Genomic DNA, 22,297 nt, shown 5'->3' on the forward strand with positions numbered 1-22,297 from the left:
GGTTGTTTCTCGTAGCCAAAATATAAAAAATCTATTTATTTCCAGCATGAAGCATACCATTCAAAAATATCTGTCTGTTTTGTTTCAACTGACAATCATGATCGCCGCTCCGTTCTGGCTCATCATCAGGGGGTCTGTGTACTTGTACGAACATCATCACTGGTATCACTGGCTGGCGATTTTGTTGATGTTTATCCTGGCATTTGCAGTGATCATGATTTACTTCGTAATGATCTGGCAATGGTTTACCGGAACGAAAACCTTGGACAAAAGCGCGTTGAAAATCAAAGCATGGCTGGCTGCGGGCCTGTTGGTTTTTTATGGAGGGTATACCTTGATCAACCTCTCCGGGGCCAATGCCAAAACTGAAAAGGTCAGAAAAGAGTTTTCCTCTTTGCATCCGCTTCTGCGGATGTCGGCCGGTACCCTCCTCCTGCTGGACCAGTCGGTGCTCATCACGGATCTCTCCCGGGTAAAGGAAGATTACCATGCGATGGGATTGAAAACTGGAAAAAATTCTCTTCATTACAAACAAAAAGATGGTTACGTTCATGCCATGGATCTTCGTACAAAAGGTCACGGAGAAATCAGAAATAAATTGCTTCAATTATATTTTATCCTGATGGGATTTAATACCTTGCGTCACTCCGGGACAGCAGATCATTTGCATATCTCGCTGTCATCCAGAGACAAACCCGGAGTGATATAAAAGGAAATAATTATGCATATTTTTAACACAAATGAGGGCATTCTGGTTCGCCTGAAGACGGGCGACTTTCTATTCTCCCATATCAGTTGGGACACATTTATCAACCGGGACAATCTGCGCGCAGAGGTTTTGAAAGCCGTGCTTCAGATGACACCGGTGTCAGATGGCGATCAACGTATCGCAAATGGACTGCTGGCACCGATCGGAACACAGGAAGTATGGGCTTCAGGCGTTACCTACTTTCGCAGCCGGGTTGCACGTATGGAGGAAGCAGAAGCTGCCGGTGGGGGCGATTTTTACGACCGGGTATATTATGCTGACCGGCCGGAATTATTTTTTAAGGCAACAGCTTCCCGTGTTGCGGGTTCTGGGACAGAGGTGTACATTCGGAGAGATTCGGTCTGGGATGTGCCCGAGCCGGAACTCACCCTGATGATATCCTCTTCTGGCAAAATCATTGGTTATACCATCGGCAACGATATGAGTTCGCGGAGCATAGAAGGTGAAAATCCGCTGTATCTGCCACAGGCAAAGTCCTATGAGCGTTGTGCGGGTTTAGGTCCTTGTATCTATGTGCCAGAACAACCGCTTGACGCCGAGACACCCGTCTCTATAGAAATTTTGCGGATGAATCAGGTCGTTTTCTCCGGAGATATTACCCTTTCTCAAATGAAGCGAAACCCGGAAGAACTGGCCGGCTGGCTGTACCGCGAATGTGAATTCCCGACAGGCTGTCTGTTGATGACCGGTACAGGGATTGTTCCTGACAGCGACTTTACGCTACAGCCCGGAGATATTGTCAACATTACCATTGGGGCAATCGGTACACTTTCCAATGTAGTCGCCAGGAAAAAATAAAAACAATCAATCAATCAGAGGGTTTTGTCTGTTAAAGTAGTTTTATATATAGCCTGGCTTCCGGGCTTCACTGTAATGCTGTTTGATGATGAAATATTTACTTTTTCCTCTGATTTTGATCGGTTTCGGATCAATGTCTCTTTTTGCGCAGCCAACGCTTGTGTTGGATCCTTTTGCCAATGGGTTTACTCAGCCGGTAGATATTGCCCATTCGGGTGACAGCCGACTATTTGTCGTTCAAAGGAATGGCTATATTTTTATTGTCGATTCCGCAGGAAATGTAAATCCTACCCCATTTCTGGATATAGATGCGAGAGTCTTATCTACGGGTGGTTCGGAGCGGGGATTGCTGGGGCTCGTTTTCCACCCGCAGTATCCTTCGACCCCTTATTTTTATGTGGATTATATCAATAGCAACGGAGACACCCGGGTTTCCCGTTTTTCGGTTACAGCAAATCCTGATTCTGCCGATCCCAACAGTGAGGTGATTCTCCTTACCGTTAGTCAGCCGTATTCAAATCACAACGGTGGCGACCTGGCTTTTGGTCCGGATGGCTATTTGTATATTTCTTTTGGAGATGGTGGAAGTGGCGGAGACCCTCAAAATAATGGACAGACGACTTCTTCTCTGCTGGGGAAAATTCTCCGCCTGGATGTGAATCAGGGAAATTCATATGCTATCCCCCCAACCAATCCATTTGTGCATGTGCCCAATATCAATGATGAGATATGGGCGTATGGCCTCCGAAATCCCTGGCGGTTTAGCTTTGATCGACTTACCGGAGATATGTGGATCGGCGATGTCGGGCAAAACCAATACGAAGAAATTGATTTTCAGCCTGCAACCTCCCCCGGTGGCGAAAACTATGGCTGGCGGTGTTTTGAAGGTACGCACAACTTCAATCAAAGCGGATGTGGTAGCACCGGATTCGAATTTCCCGTTTTTGAATATGCTCACAGCGGGGCCAACGGCTGTTCCGTAACTGGCGGGTTTGTCTATCGGGGAAGCAACTATTCGGCCATGTATGGCTATTATGTTTTTGCCGACTATTGCTCGGGTAGATTCTGGACGATTTACCCGGATACCACAGCTGTTTCCGGCTGGATGATTACCGACCATGGGGTGCTTTCTCCGACATACAATATAGGTTCTTTTGGAGAAAATGTTGACGGGGAAATATTTGTTGCCGGAACGGGCAATGGTATTATTTACCAATTAAAAGAAAGTTGTAACGGGCTATCGGTTTCGCTGGAAAGCGAAGATGTGAGCTGTGCCGGACTTGGAAACGGAAGTATTTCGGTTGCTGTAACCGGGGGTACCGGAAGTTATACCTATTCCTGGTCTCATGGCCCGGACTCCGCTGATTTATCCGGCCTTTTTCCCGGTACGTATTCGCTTACCGTGACAGATTCTGCTTTGTGTTCGGTTTCTGCCTCTGTAGTTGTGCAGGAGGGGATCGCAGTTGCTCCGGCAATCACCATTTCGGGCGATACGTTATGGGCCGGTTCGGGGGTATCCTTTCAGTGGTATCAGGACAGTGTTGCCATTCCGGGAGCAAATGATTCACTGTATGTAGCTGCTGATTCGGGTAAATATTATGTAGAGGTAACCGATATCAATGGCTGTACCGGAAGGTCGGAGGAGATCTTTTTTATACGTACCACAGTAGATATCGATATAAGCGAAATCTTCATGCGAATTACCCCTAATCCCGGAACAACATCGTTTACGCTCACTTCCGAGACCCGTTCGGCGGGCGAGGCAGCGCTGCATATTTTTGATCTGGCAGGAAGAGAATGGTATGATGGGCAAACCTTTTTTACAGCCGGATGGAACCAGTGGGAAGTAACGGTTGGAGATCTGCCTGCGGGCGTTTATATCGTTCAGTTATTGCAAAATGGCCAAATAGGCGTGCTCAGATGGGTGCGCAACGATTAGAAGTATAAGGGGCAGCTGTAAACATTGACGGTCTGGGAAAATGAATACCTGCACGCGGCTTTGAAGAAAGTCGGAAAAGTCCGATATTGAACAAACCCAAACCCTTTGTCGAATGAAAAATCAGATAAACCGCAGGTCATTTATCAAAACTTCTGCAGCAGCCGGCGTAACCGCAGGTATTGCTGCCAGCCCCTTTCAGATTTTTGCTAAAGGCATGCCCAGCAAAAAAATCGTAGTTGCCATCATGGGTCTCCGAAGTCGGGGGCATGCGCTTACCCAAAATTTTGCCGCGCAGCCCGACTGCGAAATTGCCTATCTGGTTGATGTGGATGAGCGCTATTTTGAGCCAGCAATCGAAGGGATGTCTGAATACCAGAAAAAACGCCCCAAACTTGAAAAGGATATACGCAAAGTCCTGGAAGATAAAAATGTAGATGCGATTGCCATTGCCGCTCCCGACCACTGGCATGCGCCGGCTGCGATTATTGGCTGTCAGGCTGGTAAACATGTGTATGTCGAAAAACCCTGTAGCCACAATCCGCAGGAAGGCGAATGGCTGGTCGCCGCATCGCGCAAATACAACCGTATGGTGCAAATGGGTAATCAGCGCCGGACCTGGCCCAATATGCAGCAATGTATCCGCGAAATTCATTCCGGTATAATTGGAAGGGTGTATTACAGCAAAGGCTGGTACGCAAACAACCGTGCCCCGATTGGATTTGGAAAACAAACCGCCGTACCAGACTACCTGGATTTTGACCTCTGGCAGGGGCCAGCACCGCGTCGGCCTTTCCAGGACAATATTCACCCCTACAACTGGCACTGGTTCTGGCACTGGGGTACCGGTGAGTCGCTCAACAATGGTACGCACATGCTTGACCTGATGCGCTGGGGTATGCAGTTGGACTACCCCTCAAGGGTTGTTTCCACTGGCGGAAGATATCATTATAAAGATGACTGGCAGACGCCAGATACACAGGTCATCAGTTTTGATTTTGAGGAAGGGAAATCCATGACCTGGGAAGGCCGGAGCTGTAATGGCTATCAGCCCGAAAATACCGGAGCGGGGGTAATCTTTTACGGCGAAGGCGGAACGATTGTCGTCAGGGGAAATGATACCTATACGGTGTATGACAACAGCAGTCAGGCGAAGATCATCAAAGATGTAAAACAGGACGATTCCCCCGACCAAACCACCAACACTATGGGCCCCGGCATGCGCTATGATTCCCCGCATATTGCCAATTTCCTCTCAGCAATCAGAGATGGCAGCCCGCTTAATAGCGAAATTGAAGGCGGATTCAAAAGTACCCTGCTTTGCCAGCTTGGCAATATCGCCCAGCGTACCGGCCGTGTACTGAATATCGACCAGCGCAACGGGCATATCATCGGTGATCCGCAGGCGATGGAACTTTGGGGCAGAACGTATGAACCTGGGTGGGAAATAAAGGTCTAAGCTGATGCGCCAGTTTATTCAAATCTTCTCCTGGCGATATCTCCGATGGTGGGCGCCATGGGTGGTTTTGCTGGCTACCGGGTTTATGATTAATCCCTGGAAACAGGATACCTCGTTTCCCGGCTTGCCGGAATCGCCTGATTTCAATTATCATATACGGCCGATTCTCTCGGCCAATTGCTATATCTGCCACGGCCCCGACTCCAGTAGCCGGGAAGCAAACCTTCGGCTTGACAATTTTGCCGATGCTACTTCCCCTCTGGAAGATGGCGGACATGCAATTGTGCCGGGGCATGCAGCCAAAAGTGAATTGATGCGGCGCATATCCTCTCATGATCCGGAAGTGCAGATGCCCCCGCCGGAGGCAAAAAAGATTCTCTCCGAAACGGAAATTGAACTGCTCCGGCGATGGATTGACAACGGCGCTGAATGGAAAACCCATTGGGCGTTTATTCCGCCTGAAAAACCGGCAATCCCCCGAAAAGTGGCCAAAGCAGGAACTTCAGCAGTGGTCGATTATCTTATCGGTAAGGAGCTGAAAAACAAAAAGATAACTCCTTCCGCTGAAGCGGATAAACACACCCAAATCAGGCGCCTGTCTTATTTGCTTACCGGTTTGCCCCCCGCTCCGGAGGATGTGCGTGATTTTCTGGCTGACAATTCCCCCGATGCTTACGAAAAGTTGGTGGACCGGTTGCTGGATTCGCCGCATTTTGGAGAACGGTGGGCGCGGCACTGGATGGACCTTGTGCGGTATGCCGAGTCTATGGGGCATGAATTTGACTACAATGTGGGGGGTGCCTGGCATTATCGCGATTACCTGATACGGGCGTTTAATGAAGATGTGCACTACAACCAACTGGTGATGGAGCATATTGCCGGAGACATGCTGCCTAATCCCCGGCTGCAACCTGGCAAGGGGGGTAATGAATCCGTAATCGGAACTGCTTTTTTTTACATGGGTGAAGGAAAACATAGCCCGGTAAGTATCAAACAGGAGGAGGCCGATCGTGTGGATAATATGATTGATGTAACGTCCAAGACTTTTCAGGGACTTACAGTTGGATGTGCCCGCTGCCACGATCATAAATTCGATCCCATTCCTACTACCGACTACTACGCCATGTACGGGATGCTGGAAAGTGCCCGTTTTACGCCTCAACCTGTAAATTTGTCTCCTGACTATCAGGATATTTTGAATATGCTCGACAGGCAGCAAACGGTTTTGAGAAACGCTGTGGGCAGACAAATGCTTCAGTCTTTGGAAGAAGAAGCATTGACTAAAACGATTCCTCCGGTTATCAATGCGGTTCTTGTTGATGGCGGCGCAACCGAAGACAACGACAGTTCGACATTTTCTGTACTGGGTGACTTTCGATCGGGAACTTTTGATGGATGGTACGCCGACGGACTGGCTTTTGGTGAAAAACCAGCGGAAGGGAAGTTTTTACCCGACACAGCAACCTGTAAGTTATCTGCAATCTCATATCCTTCTGCGACAATGCGTCGTTATGGGCCCGGCATTCACGGCGCACTTCGTTCGCCCAATTTTACGATAACCGACGATTTTATTGAAGTTCGGGCAGCGGGTAAAAATAGTGTCATTCGCGCGGTAATTGATAATTTTCAACTTATCCAATGGCCGATTTACGGAGATATTTCGAAGACGATTGCCGGGGAAAATATGACCAATTACCGGATGGATGTGGCGATGTGGAAAGGACATAAAGCGTATGTGGAAATTCTTCCCGGATTATTTGACCGGCATACCTATTCTCTTCCTTCAGATGCCTGGGCTGAGGTGGAATATGTGGTTACCTGGTCGGGAAAATCACCGGAATTGCCAGAGCCCTCGGTTTCCACTTCTTCTTCGGGCGCCCGGGCGGCTATTGAAAACTGGATTGCAGGTACAGCAAGTCTTTCAGAATTAAAATTGATAAACAAACTGATTGAAACTCATAAAGTGGATGTTTCTTTGGATCCGGTCTGGGAAGATGTGGAAAAATGGCAGGTGCTCACACAAAAAGCCTGGCGCCCGGATTACATTATCGGTTTTACAGAAGGGGATTCTGTGTTTAGTCCGGTATTTATTCGTGGGAAAGTGGGAAACTACAGCGAGTTTGATGTGCAGCATCAGTTTTTACACTCCGTAGCAGGGAAGGAACCGTTTCCGCAGAATGGCAGTGGCCGGCTGGCGTGGGCAAAAGCGGTTACTGATCCTGCTAATCCGCTTACCTCCCGGGTGATGATCAACCGTATCTGGCATTATCTTTATGGACGTGGGATTGTTGAAAGCGTTGATAATTTTGGTCTTCAGGGTAAACTCCCGACAAATCCGGAGTTGTTGGACTTTCTGGCTGTGAGGTTTATTGAGGACGGATGGTCAGTGAAAAAAATGATCCGAAGCCTGGTGCTCACTCAGACATTTCGAAGAGCTTCCGAAGTCTCTCCGGAAAACCAACTTGCAGATCCCCAAAATCTTCTGTGGCACCATTTTCCGGTAAGGAGATTGGAAGCAGAATCTATCCGCGATGGAATACTGGCCATATCTGGTTGTCTGGACTCTGCCATGTTTGGCGAGTCAGTTCCTGTTCATCTCACACCCTTTATGACTGGCAGAGGGCGCCCCGATATTTCCGGCCCTCTGGACGGCGGTGGCCGGCGAAGCATTTATCTTTCAATCCGCAGAAATTTTCTCTCTCCGATGATGCTGGTATTTGACATGCCTGTGCCTTTTTCCACATTTGGCAACCGTAATATTACCAATGTCCCGGCGCAATCGCTTACCCTGATGAATGATCCATTTGTGCAGGAAGAAGCTGGTTACTGGGCCGCAAATGTGATGGCAGCTACTGCTTCCAGGGAAGCGAGGATTGCGGCCATTTACCAACGGGCATTTTCCCGGGAACCAACAACAGAAGATATCCGTCAGGCAGAAGAGTTTTTGAAAATGCAGGCTGTTTATTACGGCTGTGAGGACGGACAGGAGATGGATGAGCCGCAGATATGGGCGGATTACTGTCATACGATTTTTAACCTCAAGGAATTTATTCACCTATTATGAAACCCCATACCTGCAATCACCGGATGTCGCGCAGAGAAATGCTGACCCTTTGTCGCAATGGATTTGGTTCTGTGGCACTCATGGGGCTAATGAGTAGCATTCCCTTTGGCACAAAGTTAATGGCCACGACTGAAAAACTGGCTGCCGGTGGCGGAATTAATCCGGGACTTGTTCCCCATTTCCCGGCAAAAGCCCGTAGTATTATTTTCCTCTATATGGATGGCGGGGTGTCTCAGGTGGATAGTTTTGACCCTAAGCCTAGACTGGCTAAGGAAAACGGACAAAACCCCTACGAAAAATTTGAAGTACAGGCTACACAATTCAACAACATTGGAAAAATTCTGAAAAGCCCCTGGGAGTTTCGCCAGTACGGGCAATCCGGCATTTGGGTGAGTGATTTGTTTCCCCATATCGCTACCTGTGTAGATGATATAGCGGTTGTTCGGTCGATGGTTTCTGACTTTCCCGAACATACCAATGCCAATTATTTCCTCCACACAGGGATTGGGATTCAGGGAAGACCGAGTATGGGATCATGGATCAATTATGGATTGGGAAGTGAAAATGAAGACCTGCCCGGTTATGTGGTTCTTGATGGCGGATTAACCCCTCCGGGAGGGCTTGACAACTTTAAGAGCGGATTTTTGCCAGCTTCTTATCAGGCTTCTATATTTAATTCCGGGGAAATGCCATTGGCCAATATTCGCCCACTCGAAGCAACCCCGGCCATTCAGGATCAGAAGTTGCGGTTTATGCAGCAGATGGATCAGCGATTGCTTGGCAAAATTGGCCATGAAGATCAGATAGAATCGGCGATATCCAACTACGAACTGGCCTATCGTATGCAGGCATCGGTGCCCGAACTGGCAGATATTTCAGGAGAAACCCGGGCAACGAAAAATATGTACGGACTGTTCTCCGATGATCCCAATACAAGAAGTTATGCCGCGCAGTGTCTCCTTGCCCGCCGCCTGGTCGAAAGAGGCGTGCGATTTATTGAGCTGACCTGTCCAAGGGTAAAGGCCGACCGATGGGATCAACATCAGGGGTTAAAAGAAGGACATACCCTCAATGCACATGCCGTAGATCAACCGATTGCTGGTTTGCTCAAAGATCTGAAAAGCCGTGGATTGCTGGAAGAAACACTGGTCGTCTTTGCCTGTGAATTTGGGCGAACGCCTTTTGCACAGGGAACAGATGGCCGCGACCATAATCCATCTGCATTTAGTATCTGGCTGGCAGGCGCAGGTATAAAAGCAGGAACGGTTTATGGGATGACCGACGAATACGGATATAATGTAGTGGAAAATAAAACGACCATTCACGACCTGCATGCCACCATGCTGCATCTTTTGGGCGTTGACCACGAAAGGCTGACCTATCACTTTAGCGGAAGAGATATTCGCCTGACCGATGTCCACGGTAAGGTAATCAAAGGAATCCTGTCGTAACTCATTATTCCATCGGATACTTCATTCCCCATTGTGCGCGAATCCGGTCAAGCATGCGCATGATTTGCAGCGTTTCATCCAAAGGCATAATGGCACTTTCTGATTTTCCCTCACGGATACAGTTCATCGTTTCTTTTGCCTGAAACTGAAGCCCTGTGCTGGCATAGGGGAATTTGTAGGTAACGGCTTCTTTCCCTTCCTGCTGAATATGCAGCTCGTTTGCTTTCCAGAAAAGAGGAATCCGGATCATGCCTTTATTTCCATGGATGACTGCTTCTTTAGAAGTTTCAACTGCTACGGAGGAACTCAGGCGCGCGATAGCTCCATTATTATACCCAAACAGATAAGCAGACTGATCATCCACGCCAGTTGCGCAAATTGAAGCGGTGGAACTGACATGAGCGGGTTCCTGCCTAAAGATCATATAAGCGTAAGAAATCGGATAAATGCCCACATCAAGAAGCGCCCCGCCCGCGAGCTCCGGGTTATAGGTTCTTGCCAGGGGATCAAATGCCGATCCAAACCCAAAGTCAGCGGTCAGCATACGGATGTCTCCTATCAGTTGATCTTTGAGGATTTTCCGCAATTCAATATTGGCGGGCATAAACCGCGTCCACATAGCTTCCATGAGGAATAATCCTTTTTCCCTGGCTTTGGAAACCATGATTTCCGCTTCGCTGGCATTTACGGCAAAAGGTTTTTCGCACAAAACATGTTTTCCATTTTCCAGGCAAAGGAGCGTATTTGCTTTGTGCGAGGGGTGAGGGGTGGCGACATAGATAACATCCACGGACGGGTCTGCTGCCAGTGCTTCATAACTGGTATGGATATTCGGGATTTGATAGGTTGCCGCAAAGCTTTTGGCACTTTCTTCAGAGCGGGATCCTACAGCCTGAATGATCGCGCCCGGCAGGGTTTGAAGCCCTTGTGCAAATTTGTGGGCAATTTTACCAGTGGCGAGGATTCCCCAGCGGATTTTTTCCATTGTCGTGTATTATTGGATATAGGGACTCAAGTTGGGCAAAATTGGAGAAAAAAATAACTAATTTATAAATGAAATAAAATATAACAGTGTTAATAGGGCAGTAAGAAAAAAATCCTGCTTCTAACTCGGCCATAGCCGGAAGCAGGGCTTTTTTCAGGATTTCTGAAGATCAGTTAAAGTCCAGCAATTCAATATTAAAGAGAATCACCGCATCGCCAGGAATGCCATAGGTGCCATTGGGGCCATAGGCAAGACCCGAAGGGATGATCATGGTACCCTTACTTTCCTTTTTATACTGGAGAATGCCTTCCTGCCAGCCTCTGATGAGCGAGTAAACATTAAAATTTACAGGAAAGCCTTTGGAAGAATCGAAGGTAGTGCCATCGAGAAATTTACCTTCATAGATGATTTCAATGGAGCTGGAAGTAGTTGGGTGAGCAGTACCAACGCCTTCTTTTTCCATGGTATAAAACACACCGTTAGTAGTCCATTGACCAACCAGGCCATTTTCAGCGATATAATCTTCGATTATCGCTTTGTCAATGGTAAGTTGCTCTTCGAAGGTCGGAAGATCATCACAACCGATATAGGTCAACAGGACGATAGAAAAGAATAAATAAGAAATAAATTTCATGACTTCCGTCTGATTTAATTGTTTACGAATAGAAACGCTAATTTAAGCATGAAGGTACCCGTCGCCAAATTTCTTTTTTTCCAAAACATTTATTCATTTCTCATTTTTTCACGGCTTTTTCTTAGCTTAATCCCTTGTCCATTCAATCTGAATATTTATGAAAAGGTTTATTTACTTGAATCTGCTTATTTTTGTATGCTTTATGGCTCGCGCACAGGATCGACTCACCGGTTACAATTTCGCTACCCGATCAGAAGTCATTGCCCGAAATGGAATGGCTGCTACCAGTCAGCCGCTGGCTACTCAGGTCGCGCTTGATATCCTCAAGGCAGGCGGAACGGCAGTTGACGCCGCCATCGCTGCCAATGCAACGCTCGGACTCATGGAGCCCACCGGCTCGGGAATTGGCGGCGATCTGTTTGCCATCGTCTGGGACGCCAAAACCCAGCAGCTTTACGGCCTTAACGCCTCTGGTCGTTCGCCTCAATCCCTCACCCTTCAGTATTTTAAGGACAACGGCTACACCAGCATTCCTCCCCGCGGACCGCTGCCGGTTTCTGTACCAGGCTGTGTCGATGGGTGGTTTGAATTGCATGAAAAATTTGGAAAACTCCCCATGAAAGTTGTGCTCGCCCCGGCGATCAATTATGCCAGAGAGGGTTTTCCTGTTTCGGAACTGATTGCCTTTTATCTGGAAGTTTCGGAGCGTGCCTATAAAGATATGCCCAACTTTGCCGATACCTATATGCCCGGCGGACACTGCCCGCGGAAAGGCGAAGTATTCAAAAATCCCCGGCTGGCGAACACCCTCGAACTGATTGCCAATGACGGGCGGAAAGCCTTCTATAAAGGCGAAATCGCCGCCAAAATTGCTGCTCATATGAAGGAAGTGGGCGGATTTATTACCAAAGAAGACCTCAAAAATCATACTTCTGAATGGGTAACACCGGTTTCTACAAATTATCGCGGTTACGATGTGTGGGAACTTCCCCCCAATGGTCAAGGGATTGCTGCCTTGCAAATGCTCAATATTCTGGAGGCCTACGATCTCAAATCCATGGGGTTTGGTACGCCCGAATATCTGCATGTGCTTACCGAAGCAAAAAAGATTGCGTTTGAAGACCGTGCAAAATTTTATGCTGATCCGGCCTTTAATGAAATTCCGGTTGACTGGCTGATTTCTAAAGAATACGCCAATGAAAGGCGTAATCTCCTGAATCTCAATCGCGCAGGAAGATCCTATCCTGCGGGCAAAATCAAAGATGGCGATACCATTTATCTGACCGTAGCCGATAAAGAAGGCAATATGGTCTCCTTTATTCAAAGCAATTTTCGGGGAATGGGTTCTGGCGTAGTACCTGGCGATCTGGGTTTTATGCTTCAGGACCGCGGCGAATTGTTTACCCTTGAAGAAGGGCACTTTAATGTGTACGAACCCGGAAAACGTCCGTTTCACACAATTATTCCCGCATTTGTAACCAAAGAAGGAAAGCCTTTTATCAGTTTTGGTGTCATGGGGGGCGATATGCAGCCCCAGGGACATGTGCAGATTCTGGTGAATCTGATTGATTTTGGCATGAACCTTCAGGAGGCGGGAGACGCCCCCCGGATGAACCACGACGGTTCTTCTTCCCCCACAGGCAGTGTCATGACCGATGGAGGGGTGCTGAATCTGGAGAGCGGCTTTCCCTATGAAACGATACGCGGGCTGGAACTAAAAGGCCATAAAATTGGGTTTGACTCGGGAAATTATGGCGGATATCAGGCGATTATGTATGATGCCAAAAACGGTGTGTATTACGGCGCATCCGAATCCCGGAAAGACGGGCAGGCAGCGGGCTATTAACCCCAGTTTGACATGATGGAAATGAGTTTCTGGGAAGCCGAATCATTTATCGGCCACCCGGATGTATTGATTATTGGCAGTGGGATTGTGGGACTGAATGCCGCGATTCACATTAAAACGATAAGCCCGCTCTTGCGGGTACTTGTGGTGGAGAGAGGGCCTCTGCCTAGTGGTGCCAGCACCCGAAATGCAGGTTTTGCCTGTTTTGGCAGTATGACCGAACTGCTGGCAGACCTCTCCGCCCAGCCTGCGGACGCGGTTGCCGGTCTGGTGGAAAAACGCTGGGCGGGATTAAAAAAACTCCGCAGCTTGTTAGGGGATTCAGCAATTGGCTACGAACATTATGGCGGCTACGAAATATTTACCGCCAAAGACCGGCTGGTTTTTGAAAAGTGTCAGGACCGGATGTCCGAAATCAACCAGATGTTGTATGCCATCATTGGGGAAAAGACGGTATTCCGGATAGAAAATGACCGGATTGCTTCGCTGGGATTTGCCGGAGTGGAGAAAATGATTGCCAATGTCGCTGAGGGACAGATAGATACAGGAAAAATGATGGCAACTTTAATTGCCAGGGCACGGGCTTTGAATGTGGAAATCATCAATGGATTAGGGATTCGTGAATTATTTGACCAGGGCGATCGGGTAGGGGTGAAGTGTGAAAACGAATGGGAGTTTTTTTCCAGCCGGGTATTGGTCGCTACGAATGGATTTGCCCGTAAATTGTTTCCTGCCCTGGCGGTAAACCCCGGACGAAATCAGGTATGGATTACCGACCCCATCCCCGGCTGGAAGGTGCGGGGTTGTTATCATTACGATGAGGGTTATGTATATTTCCGCAATGTGGGCAATCAATTGCTGATAGGAGGAGCCAGAAATAAAGATTTTGAAGGAGAGACGACCGATCAGGCGGGCTCTACAGCAGTCATTCAGGGAGAGCTGCATCGCCTGGTCGATGAGATGATCCTTCCGGGTATAAAATGGACAATCTCCCGGCGATGGAGCGGTATTATGGGATTGGGAAAGACCAAAACACCGATCGTAGAAAAAATCAGTCCGAATGTCGCAGTTTCGGTAAGGTTGGGAGGAATGGGGGTGGCGATTGGGGCCCAAACAGGTCAGGAAGGCGGCGAACTGATTCTTTCCTGAAAGGAAAACGACAGATAGTTGATTTGTAAAATTGGGGTAGAAGGTTGTAAATTGCAGGCTAATTAAGAAAAGGTCTATTTTCCTTTTACAATGGAGCTTACCAAAATTGAACCACTGGGTATTTTGATACTGGAGCCGGTGACTTCTCTGACTGATTTTATCACGGCAATCGTATGTTTCCTGTCTTTTCTGGTTTTGCAGCGACAGAACGCGAATAACAATGTCCACAGCCTGATGCGTTATTATTTTCTACTGATGGGAATTGGGATGACGTTTGCTGCATTCATTGGACATGCATTCCTGTATATGGTTACGACAGACTGGAAAATGATCGGTTGGACATTTAGTGCACTTGCGATCATGATGTTGGGCTTTTCCTCCGCAGAGTATGCAAAACCGCTGATTGGTACAAGAAGAACCCGCCTCATCCAGATTTTCGGTGTCCTGCAGCTTCTGGTATTCCTGGGTACAATGGCTTTTCCCGAGACCCGCAATTTCACTACAGTAAAAATCAATTCAACCGTAGGGCTTGTAGGCGTTGTGCTGCCTATTCATGCATGGCTTTGGTTGCAGCATAAGGCTGGTGGAAGCAAAATCATTGCCTTAGCGGTGATATGGGGAATAATCCCTGCCATTGTTTACAATACCGAATTCACCATTCATAAATATTTCAACTACCATGACCTAAGTCATGTGTTGATGTCGATCTATATTTTAATTATGCTGCGCGGGGCGCTGATGCTTCAGCCGGCATTAATGCCTTTCTCTAAAAACCAATAATCAACAATTATTCCTATGGGAGGATTACAATATGCAGGTTATATTATTCCGGTCTTGTTATTTCTGGCTTTGCTGGAATACCTCGTTTCCCGCCGGAAAAATGTAGAGGCTTATCGCTTCAGCGATACAATCGTAAATATGAGTTGTGGGATGCTGGAAAGACTGTTTGACTTCTTCTATGTGGTCATGATGTATTTCGTCTATGCTTACCTCTACGATAATTTTGCGATTGCTCATATACCTTTTGACGGACAACCTGTCTGGATTCAGGCGCTGGTACTGATCCTGGCCTTGCTGGTGGCTGATTTTCTCGCTTACTGGCATCACCGGTTGAGTCATGAAATCAATTTCCTTTGGGCTGGTCACATTGTCCACCATCAAAGTGAGGAACTGAATATTACCACGGTTTTTCGTGTATCCGCAGTTTCTGTGATCTATCGCTCTTTCTTTTTTGTCTGGATGCCTATGGTCGGATTTCCATCCGGTGTGGTAACTTTTGCAACCGTTTTTATTGGACTATACCAGTTTGTTACCCATACACGTCTGGTTGGTAAACTGGGCTTTCTGGAGTATATCATGGTTACGCCTTCCAGTCACAGGGTACATCACGCAAGAAATGAACACTACCTGGACAAAAACTACGGTCATGTCTTCATTTTCTGGGATCGTCTGCTGGGCACTTTTGAAGAAGAACAGGAAGAACCCGAGTATGGCATAACTACCGGGTTTGAAAGCTCTAATCCTTATTGGGCGTATTTTTACTATTGGGTGGATTTGTTTAAACGTGCGCGTAGAACCAAAAGCTGGAAAGATAAAATCCGGGTCTTTCTTATGCCTCCTACCTGGGCACCCGAAGATGACCCCCTGCCCAAACTGAAATATGAAACAGATGAGAACGGCAAACGCAAAAAATACAAGCTTGACATGCCATTCCGGCTACAGTTGTACGTTTTTGTTAATACGCTTCTCACCATTGGCGGATTTGTATTTCTGATGATCAGAAGGGCCGAACTCACCGCTGTTCCTATTGCTCAGATTGCATCTATAATCGCGATTTCTGTGCTGAGTTTTGGGCTACTCATGGAAAGAAAAAAGGCTGCCTTATATGTAGAAATATTCCGGCTGTTGTTTGTCATGGTGAATATCCCCTTCCTCTTTCTGGGGATGAACTATGCCTGGCTGCCTACAGCGATATTTACTCTGGTTTTGGTATTCTTTGGATTCTGGATGCTGCGAATGAGAGACTATTTTGGCATTTCAGTAAAACTCGAAACCCAATTATAGCCATCAAATCAAAGCCGGTTGCCTGTTTCTGAAAAATCAGGAAACCGGCTCAACATAGTTCGGTTTGCCTGAGGAATTGGCTTTGATTTTCTCGATGTTGAGCGAGAAAAACCAGTGAACCAGCCCAGGCGCAAGCCACTTAACCAATTGCAACCCTTTCCCCATCAGGGAGAGGGTTGTGCTTTTTTTCCTTTTAAGGATCATATTGCTGACAATGGCGGCGACCTGTGCAGGTGTTTGTTTTTTAATTCCTTTTCTGTCTTCCAGATAAATTAATTTTCCGTCTGCATCCATAATGACCTTTTTGGGATCATTTTCAGTGAAGCCCACATAAGCGATGCCCACATGAACGCCCGCTCCTGTGGTTTCCAGCCTCAGCGATTCGCAAAAGGCTGTAAGTGCCTTCTTGGAAGCGCTGTAAATGGAGTTGAAGGGAAGTCCGTGAAAGGATGCAATGCTTGATATGAAGACAATACTCCCTTTACTTTTTTTGATCCATGGGAGTGCCGCCTTACTGGGGAAAATAGACCCCAGAATATTGGTATCCGTAATATTGCGAAAGACCTCCGGGCTCATGGATTCGATGGACCCGCGTGTGGCTGCGCCTGCATTATTGACGAGGATATCCAGCCTTCCCCACGTATCAATTGCCGTCTGAATGAGTGCAGAAGCATCTTCCCATTTGCTGATATCGCCCCCTGCGGCTGCGATTTGAAAGCCCATAGATCGGAGTTCTTCGGCAGTTTCTTCCAACTGACTGATATTTCGCGCATTCAGTACGACGGATGCCCCCTGGGAAGCCAGTTCAATAGCTATTGCCTTGCCGATTCCCATCCGCGACCCTGTAACAATCGCTACTTTTCCTTCCAGTTTTTTTTGCATGTTCTGTTTTTTTATCTCCCTATCAGGCAGGAAATTTATAAATATCCATTTGCCTTAAACCAATCAAAAGCTTCTTTTGCCGCAGTTTTAAGGCCCGTCTGGGGAAGTGCCAGCTCTTTGATCGCTTTTGCCGGCGAAAAATAATGTTCATCGCACGATACCAATGCCATCGGGTATGTAAGTTTGGGTGCTTTTCCCGTGATATTACCCATTGCCGTTCCTGCAAGTCCAATACCTTTAATAATAAAATCAGGGACTGTCAGCCTTGGCGGTTTGGTTCCTACCGCTTCGCAAATCTGGGTAATCGCTTCTTTATAGGTAAGGTTTTCGTGTCCCAGGATATAGGCCTCGCCTATCCGGCCCATGGTAAGGGCGTTGGCTGCTGCTTCGGCTACGTCTCTGACGTGAACCCAGTTTCTTCCCCCACCGGTAAAACCCGGCACCTGACCTTTGGCAGCTGCAATGATCATCGCTCCGCTGCTGGGTTTGGTGTCATATGGCCCGATCATAAATGTTGGGTTTACTACAATTGCCGGAAGCCCTTCATTTTTTACGGCTTCCAGTACCACAAGCTGCCCCTTTACCTTGGTATCAATATAATCCAATCCATATTTGGCTGAGACGCAAGGATCATTTTCGGTGCCTGGTTTGGATTTCGTGCCAACACCAAAAGAACTTGCACTGCCAATGTGTACAAATCGCTCTATCCCATTCTTCTGGGCGGCATCAATCATATTGCGTGTGCCTTCTACATTCACTTTGTGATAAATTTCACCTCTTGACGGCCATACATTGGTGTTTGCGGCTACGTGAATAACCTGTTTACACCCTTTTGCTGCTGCTTCAAGCGAATTTCGGTCAAGTACATCGCCGCTTACACGCTCGATTTCTAGTCCGTCTAAGGATGGAACATTCCTGTCGCGCTGGATCAAAACCCGCACATCATAGTTCCTGGAGATCAGGGTGCGAACCAGGTTGCTTCCAAGCAATCCGTCGGCCCCGGTAACGAGAATTTTATTCATAGACGGCAATTTTACAAAAAATCTTGATTTTAGTCGAAATTTGGTTTCCTTGCATCGCGATCATCCGGTAGGTTTATGCAAGAATACCTAAAAAATCTGGGGATAGAATTAAAAATAGCCGGACTGTTTTTTTTTATAGTCGCGGGGTTATGTGCTATGCTTTCGGCTCAGGTTTCCGAACGAAATCTTTACAAGGAGAGGGGGCGATGGGGCTACCTCAATGGGGCTGAACAAATTGTGATTCCTGCCAGATTTCATAGTGCTACTTCTTTTTCCCTTGGGAGGGCTACAGTAGAGTATAAAGGGAAATGGGGGCAGATCGATACCAATGGCCATCGTATTATCCCAATCCGTTATGATGACCCTTATTTTATTCCGGATGAAAATGGCATAATCCTCGTGAGCCGGGGACGGAAGAAGGGCGCAATTGATACAACAGGCAGAATCATAATCCCCGTAAAGTATGATCAGGTATTTCCCTATTGGCGCGGAATGGGAAGGGTGAAAAGAGCCGGGAAAATGGGGTATCTGGATACCTCCGGGAAATGGGTGATTCCTTTAATTTTTGACAGTCTGACGCCCGTATATGGTGAAAATACAATCCTCGCTGAAAATGCAGGAAAATGGGGAATACTCGGAATGAACGGGCAACAATTTACAGATATAAAATTTGACTCACTGGAAAGAACCCCTTCTTCATCGGTATTCCTGGCCTTTTCTCAAGGTAAAACCGGCTATGTGGATACCCTGGGAAATGAAGTTTTTACCTATAAGAAGGAGTTACTCCCGGACCCGGGCCGGTTTAAAGATTTTGAGGTGCTTTCTGAAGCGGTGCATAGCCTGGAAAAATGTAATGATGCAAAAATAATCCAACAGGAAAGAGCCATCGAAATCGCCGGGAATGTAGGTATCCGGGCTGAAATCAAAAAAAATGATCATCTCGAATGTCAGTTGGACTTATGGGACAATATGTGTTGTTGGCGGCTATGTCTGATTTCAACCAGTACCACCAGAGAAGGTGAATGTCGCTTTACCAATGGATGTACTGCTGTTCTTACACGTACCATCTGGATCAGTAGCGATTCCGGCGAGATTCTTCACAGCGATACGCAAAGGAGGTTGTATCCCAATTATGAATGATGAAAATAATATTCACTTATATATGTTATAAAATACATAATTGGGATTATTTGCAAACTGAATAATTGTTTAATGTTGTGAAATGCGGGACATGATGTTGTGTCTTCTTCTAAACATAAAGCAATATGCTTATTCAGCAATTTCGTTGGGAACCTTCTACAGGATGGAATCCCGAACTACCCACTCAATCCAGTACTCCCCAGCTTGTTTTGTTTTTTGGTGGGAAAAACGCGCTGGTTTCCGGCGAAATTTATCAGACACTGAAAAATAGCTTTCCTGAATCAGAACTCGTGGGATGTACGACTTCAGGTGAAATTTTGGGGGATGAGGTAATGGATGAAACTGTGGTTGTTTCAACCATTACTTTGGAAAAAACCCCGGTAAGGGTTGAATCCTTGTTGATTTCGGATGTTGAAAATTCTTTTTCCGCCGGTAGTGTCCTGGGCGGAAGGTTATCCGCTGAGGATCTGAAGGCAGTATTTATTATTTCTGATGGAAATCGGGTAAATGGAAGTGAGCTGGTCAAGGGGCTTACCCATGCATTAGTTGACGATGTAGTAATCACAGGTGGTCTTGCAGGTGATGGGCCAAGATTTGAGCAGACGCTGGTAAGCCACAATCATGTTCCGGAATCGGGTAGAATTGCCGCCATAGGTTTTTATGGTTCTGCAATTCAGGTAGGACATGGATCTGTCGGTGGATGGGATGTTTTTGGTCCCGAAAGAATGATAACCCGGGCTGAGAAAAACATATTATTTGAACTGGATGGCAAGCCTGCTCTGGATTTGTATAAAACATATCTTGGCGAAGAATCAGAAAAACTTCCGGGTAGTGCCTTACAGTTTCCCTTGTCAATTAGAGAAAATGCTCATCCGGGCAGTGGTACTGTCCGTACCATTCTTTCTATCAACGAAGCAGAAGGGGCTATGATATTTGCAGGCGATATGCCTGAAGGTTATGTGGCTCAACTGATGATGGCCAATTTTGACAGACTTGTCGATGGGGCCGCAGAGGCGGCAACCTATGCATCATTGAATACTATACGGGAAGCATCGGGCGACAAACTCGCGTTGCTGATCAGTTGTGTGGGGCGGAAAATTGTTTTGGGGCAGAGAATTGCAGATGAAGCAGAGGCGGTAGGCGAAGTATTGGAGGAAAAGATCGGCCATGTTGCCCGGATCGGATTTTATTCGTACGGAGAGATTTCGCCTCACGTAGAGGCGGGGAATTGTGAATTACATAATCAGACCATGACCATTACCGTATTTGCAGAAAATTAACATCGTATTATGCACAAGTTGGTTCAACGGCAGCTAAAGGTACTTCAGCGTAAATTCAGTGACCCGGAAGCACTACTGGAAGCATTTGCCGGTATTGTAAGCGATACTTATGATGAGGCTGATAAAGAACGGCGAAAAAAAGATCGTTCGGTGGAACTGATGTCCAAAGAATTATTTGAAGCGAATAAAAAGCAGAAGGAAAAAAGTGAGGTGATTATCTCCGCAATTCTGGATAATGTGGTCGATGGTGTGGTTACCTTTAATCCCAAGTTTGGAATTCAGACGTTTAACCCCGGAGCTGAAGCTATTTTTGGCTATAAGGCCAGCGAGATTATCGGTATGCCTTGCAAAAATCTTCTTGACCCCGATTCGTTTGAGTGGTATGAAGAAATGATGGAATCACTTTTTTTGACCGGTAAAGTTGAAGAAAAAGACAGTGAGGATCGGATCAAGGGGCTTCGGAAATCGGGAGGTTCATTTCCTATGGAAATCACGATCAGTAAAGTGAGTCTGGAAGATGAACATTTTTTTCTGGCGATTGTAAGAGACATCTCAGATCGCAAAAATGCCGAAAATGAGCTGATCAAAGCCAAAGAAATTGCGGAGGCTGCCGCAGTGGCAAAGTCTCAGTTTTTGTCTCATATGAGCCACGAAATCCGTACCCCGATGAATGCGGTGATTGGGATTACCGATTTGTTGATGGATGAAGACCTGACGGAAGCACAATTGGAAAATCTGAAAATACTTAAATTTTCAGGAGAGAACCTTTTGGTGATTATTAATGATATTTTGGATTTCAGCAAAATAGAAGCCGGTAAAATCGAACTGGAAGAAGTGGAGTTTGATCTGAAACAGTTGACCTCTAGTATCAGAGAATCCGTATCTTATAAAGCCCGGGACAAAGACATTTCACTTGGGGTCGAAATTGATCACAGGTTACCCCATACCTTCACGAGTGACCCTGTTCGTATTTCCCAGATTCTCACCAATCTTATGAGTAACGCAGTGAAATTCACCCAGAAGGGACATGTGTTACTTCGGATTGTTTACCGCGGGGAAACCGATGATTTTGTGCATATCCAATTTGAAGTCGAAGATACAGGTATTGGTATTCCGGAAGATAAGCAGGATCTGATATTTGAAAGTTTTACGCAATCTCAATCCGATACCACGCGCAAATTTGGCGGTACAGGGCTGGGGCTCGCGATTACGCGCAGGCTCGTAGAGCTTTTGGGAAGCAGGATATCCGTGAAAAGTGAATTGGGCGCAGGGTCTGTGTTTACGTTTACATTGAAAGTAAAAAAAGGAAATTCCCATTCGCTGCCTCATAGTGTGCCCCCGCACGAAAAAGTCGTCTTTGAAGGGCTCGAAGGCACATCGGTGCTCCTGGTGGAAGATAATCGGGTAAATCAGATCGTAGCCTCCAATTACCTCCGTAAATGGGGGATTCTTTTTGATATTGCTGAAAATGGGAAAGAAGCTTTGGAAAAGGTACAGGCCAAGCAGTATGACCTGGTTTTGATGGATCTCCATATGCCTGAAATGAATGGATATGATGCTACGAGGGCAATACGCGCAATTTCTGAATCATACTACCAGAACTTGCCCATCATTGCCCTGACTGCCTCCGCATTATCACCTGTAAAAGGTACCGTAATAGACGCCGGAATGAATGATTTCGTATCCAAACCCTTTCGGCCGGATCAATTATTCCAGACCATGCGGACAAACATAGCCAGGCAGATCAAAACAGGCGCCTCCTGAGCGGAAAAAATGCTTTTGATTGGTAGGGATGAAGAATTTTCTTTAGCTTGCCAT

At 46.8% G+C, this 22,297-nt stretch carries 17 protein-coding genes; 13 read left to right on the forward strand and 4 right to left on the reverse strand.

The window, feature by feature from the left end; translation table 11 throughout:
* Positions 1-46: 46 nt before the first annotated feature.
* From R3D00_15875 to R3D00_15900, 6 genes are all read left to right on the forward strand, one after another.
* On the forward strand, positions 47-709 hold the full coding sequence (locus R3D00_15875) for a hypothetical protein (protein ID MEZ4774664.1): 663 nt from the start codon (positions 47-49) through the stop codon (positions 707-709).
* A gap of 12 nt (positions 710-721) precedes the next feature.
* Positions 722-1,567, forward strand: coding sequence for a fumarylacetoacetate hydrolase family protein (locus R3D00_15880; GenBank protein MEZ4774665.1), 846 nt, complete (start codon positions 722-724; stop codon positions 1,565-1,567).
* An 85-nt stretch (positions 1,568-1,652) separates the two neighbouring features.
* Positions 1,653-3,506, forward strand: a complete 1,854-nt coding sequence (locus R3D00_15885; protein ID MEZ4774666.1) for a PQQ-dependent sugar dehydrogenase — start codon at positions 1,653-1,655, stop codon at positions 3,504-3,506.
* A 112-nt stretch (positions 3,507-3,618) separates the two neighbouring features.
* On the forward strand, positions 3,619-4,962 hold the full coding sequence (locus R3D00_15890; protein MEZ4774667.1) for a Gfo/Idh/MocA family oxidoreductase: 1,344 nt from the start codon (positions 3,619-3,621) through the stop codon (positions 4,960-4,962).
* A 4-nt stretch (positions 4,963-4,966) separates the two neighbouring features.
* On the forward strand, positions 4,967-8,026 hold the full coding sequence (locus R3D00_15895) for a PSD1 and planctomycete cytochrome C domain-containing protein (protein MEZ4774668.1): 3,060 nt from the start codon (positions 4,967-4,969) through the stop codon (positions 8,024-8,026).
* Complete coding sequence (locus R3D00_15900; GenBank protein MEZ4774669.1) at positions 8,023-9,477, forward strand: DUF1501 domain-containing protein; 1,455 nt, start codon at positions 8,023-8,025, stop codon at positions 9,475-9,477. Before R3D00_15895 ends, R3D00_15900 begins: the two co-directional genes overlap by 4 nt.
* Positions 9,478-9,481: 4 nt before the next feature.
* Here R3D00_15900 and R3D00_15905 read toward each other — a convergent pair whose 3' ends face one another.
* Together R3D00_15905 and R3D00_15910 are read right to left on the reverse strand one after the other, a co-directional pair.
* Entirely contained in the window at positions 9,482-10,462 is a 981-nt protein-coding gene (locus R3D00_15905) for a Gfo/Idh/MocA family oxidoreductase (protein MEZ4774670.1), read from the reverse strand.
* A 169-nt stretch (positions 10,463-10,631) separates the two neighbouring features.
* Positions 10,632-11,096 carry an FKBP-type peptidyl-prolyl cis-trans isomerase gene (locus R3D00_15910; protein MEZ4774671.1) on the reverse strand — a complete coding sequence of 155 codons (465 nt, stop codon included), beginning with the start codon at positions 11,094-11,096 and terminating at the stop codon, positions 10,632-10,634.
* A 157-nt stretch (positions 11,097-11,253) separates the two neighbouring features.
* Here R3D00_15910 and ggt point away from each other — a divergent pair, with 157 nt between their 5' ends.
* The 4 genes from ggt to R3D00_15930 all read left to right on the forward strand — a co-directional run bounded on the left by ggt (position 11,254) and on the right by R3D00_15930 (position 16,155).
* Complete coding sequence (gene ggt, locus R3D00_15915; protein ID MEZ4774672.1) at positions 11,254-12,942, forward strand: gamma-glutamyltransferase; 1,689 nt, start codon at positions 11,254-11,256, stop codon at positions 12,940-12,942.
* 12 nt (positions 12,943-12,954) lie between these two features.
* On the forward strand, positions 12,955-14,091 hold the full coding sequence (locus tag R3D00_15920) for an FAD-dependent oxidoreductase (protein ID MEZ4774673.1): 1,137 nt from the start codon (positions 12,955-12,957) through the stop codon (positions 14,089-14,091).
* Positions 14,092-14,181: 90 nt separating this feature from the next.
* Positions 14,182-14,871 carry a hypothetical protein gene (locus tag R3D00_15925; GenBank protein ID MEZ4774674.1) on the forward strand — a complete coding sequence of 230 codons (690 nt, stop codon included), beginning with the start codon at positions 14,182-14,184 and terminating at the stop codon, positions 14,869-14,871.
* 15 nt (positions 14,872-14,886) lie between these two features.
* Positions 14,887-16,155, forward strand: a complete 1,269-nt coding sequence (locus tag R3D00_15930; protein MEZ4774675.1) for a sterol desaturase family protein — start codon at positions 14,887-14,889, stop codon at positions 16,153-16,155.
* A 36-nt stretch (positions 16,156-16,191) separates the two neighbouring features.
* Here the strand turns inward: R3D00_15930 and R3D00_15935 are convergent, their stop codons facing one another.
* Positions 16,192-17,037: an SDR family oxidoreductase gene (locus R3D00_15935; GenBank protein MEZ4774676.1), complete on the reverse strand. Its 846-nt coding sequence runs from the start codon at positions 17,035-17,037 to the stop codon at positions 16,192-16,194.
* A 35-nt stretch (positions 17,038-17,072) separates the two neighbouring features.
* On the reverse strand, positions 17,073-18,059 hold the full coding sequence (locus tag R3D00_15940; protein ID MEZ4774677.1) for an NAD-dependent epimerase/dehydratase family protein: 987 nt from the start codon (positions 18,057-18,059) through the stop codon (positions 17,073-17,075).
* Between the two features lie 75 nt (positions 18,060-18,134).
* On the opposite strand from R3D00_15940, the gene R3D00_15945 reads away from it, so the two are divergent.
* The 3 genes from R3D00_15945 (at position 18,135) to R3D00_15955 (ending at position 22,243) form a co-directional block, all read left to right on the forward strand.
* Positions 18,135-19,199: a WG repeat-containing protein gene (locus R3D00_15945; protein ID MEZ4774678.1), complete on the forward strand. Its 1,065-nt coding sequence runs from the start codon at positions 18,135-18,137 to the stop codon at positions 19,197-19,199.
* Between the two features lie 125 nt (positions 19,200-19,324).
* Positions 19,325-20,479, forward strand: a complete 1,155-nt coding sequence (locus tag R3D00_15950; protein ID MEZ4774679.1) for an FIST N-terminal domain-containing protein — start codon at positions 19,325-19,327, stop codon at positions 20,477-20,479.
* Positions 20,480-20,488: 9 nt separating this feature from the next.
* Complete coding sequence (locus R3D00_15955) at positions 20,489-22,243, forward strand: ATP-binding protein (GenBank protein ID MEZ4774680.1); 1,755 nt, start codon at positions 20,489-20,491, stop codon at positions 22,241-22,243.
* Positions 22,244-22,297: the final 54 nt, after the last annotated feature.

It is taken from the genome of Bacteroidia bacterium (assembly GCA_041391665.1).
Taxonomy (GTDB): domain Bacteria; phylum Bacteroidota; class Bacteroidia; order J057; family J057; genus JAGQVA01.

Bases quoted from the DNA above. Each gene is read 5' to 3' on its own strand.
- R3D00_15875 (MEZ4774664.1), top strand. From the start codon at position 47: ATGAAGCATACCATTCAAAAATATCTGTCTGTTTTGTTTCAACTGACA.
- R3D00_15880 (MEZ4774665.1), top strand. From the start codon at position 722: ATGCATATTTTTAACACAAATGAGGGCATTCTGGTTCGCCTGAAGACG.
- R3D00_15885 (MEZ4774666.1), top strand. From the start codon at position 1,653: ATGATGAAATATTTACTTTTTCCTCTGATTTTGATCGGTTTCGGATCA.
- R3D00_15890 (MEZ4774667.1), top strand. From the start codon at position 3,619: ATGAAAAATCAGATAAACCGCAGGTCATTTATCAAAACTTCTGCAGCA.
- R3D00_15895 (MEZ4774668.1), top strand. From the start codon at position 4,967: ATGCGCCAGTTTATTCAAATCTTCTCCTGGCGATATCTCCGATGGTGG.
- R3D00_15900 (MEZ4774669.1), top strand. From the start codon at position 8,023: ATGAAACCCCATACCTGCAATCACCGGATGTCGCGCAGAGAAATGCTG.
- R3D00_15905 (MEZ4774670.1), bottom strand. From the start codon at position 10,462: ATGGAAAAAATCCGCTGGGGAATCCTCGCCACTGGTAAAATTGCCCAC.
- R3D00_15910 (MEZ4774671.1), bottom strand. From the start codon at position 11,096: ATGAAATTTATTTCTTATTTATTCTTTTCTATCGTCCTGTTGACCTAT.
- ggt (MEZ4774672.1), top strand. From the start codon at position 11,254: ATGAAAAGGTTTATTTACTTGAATCTGCTTATTTTTGTATGCTTTATG.
- R3D00_15920 (MEZ4774673.1), top strand. From the start codon at position 12,955: ATGATGGAAATGAGTTTCTGGGAAGCCGAATCATTTATCGGCCACCCG.
- R3D00_15925 (MEZ4774674.1), top strand. From the start codon at position 14,182: ATGGAGCTTACCAAAATTGAACCACTGGGTATTTTGATACTGGAGCCG.
- R3D00_15930 (MEZ4774675.1), top strand. From the start codon at position 14,887: ATGGGAGGATTACAATATGCAGGTTATATTATTCCGGTCTTGTTATTT.
- R3D00_15935 (MEZ4774676.1), bottom strand. From the start codon at position 17,037: ATGCAAAAAAAACTGGAAGGAAAAGTAGCGATTGTTACAGGGTCGCGG.
- R3D00_15940 (MEZ4774677.1), bottom strand. From the start codon at position 18,059: ATGAATAAAATTCTCGTTACCGGGGCCGACGGATTGCTTGGAAGCAAC.
- R3D00_15945 (MEZ4774678.1), top strand. From the start codon at position 18,135: ATGCAAGAATACCTAAAAAATCTGGGGATAGAATTAAAAATAGCCGGA.
- R3D00_15950 (MEZ4774679.1), top strand. From the start codon at position 19,325: ATGCTTATTCAGCAATTTCGTTGGGAACCTTCTACAGGATGGAATCCC.
- R3D00_15955 (MEZ4774680.1), top strand. From the start codon at position 20,489: ATGCACAAGTTGGTTCAACGGCAGCTAAAGGTACTTCAGCGTAAATTC.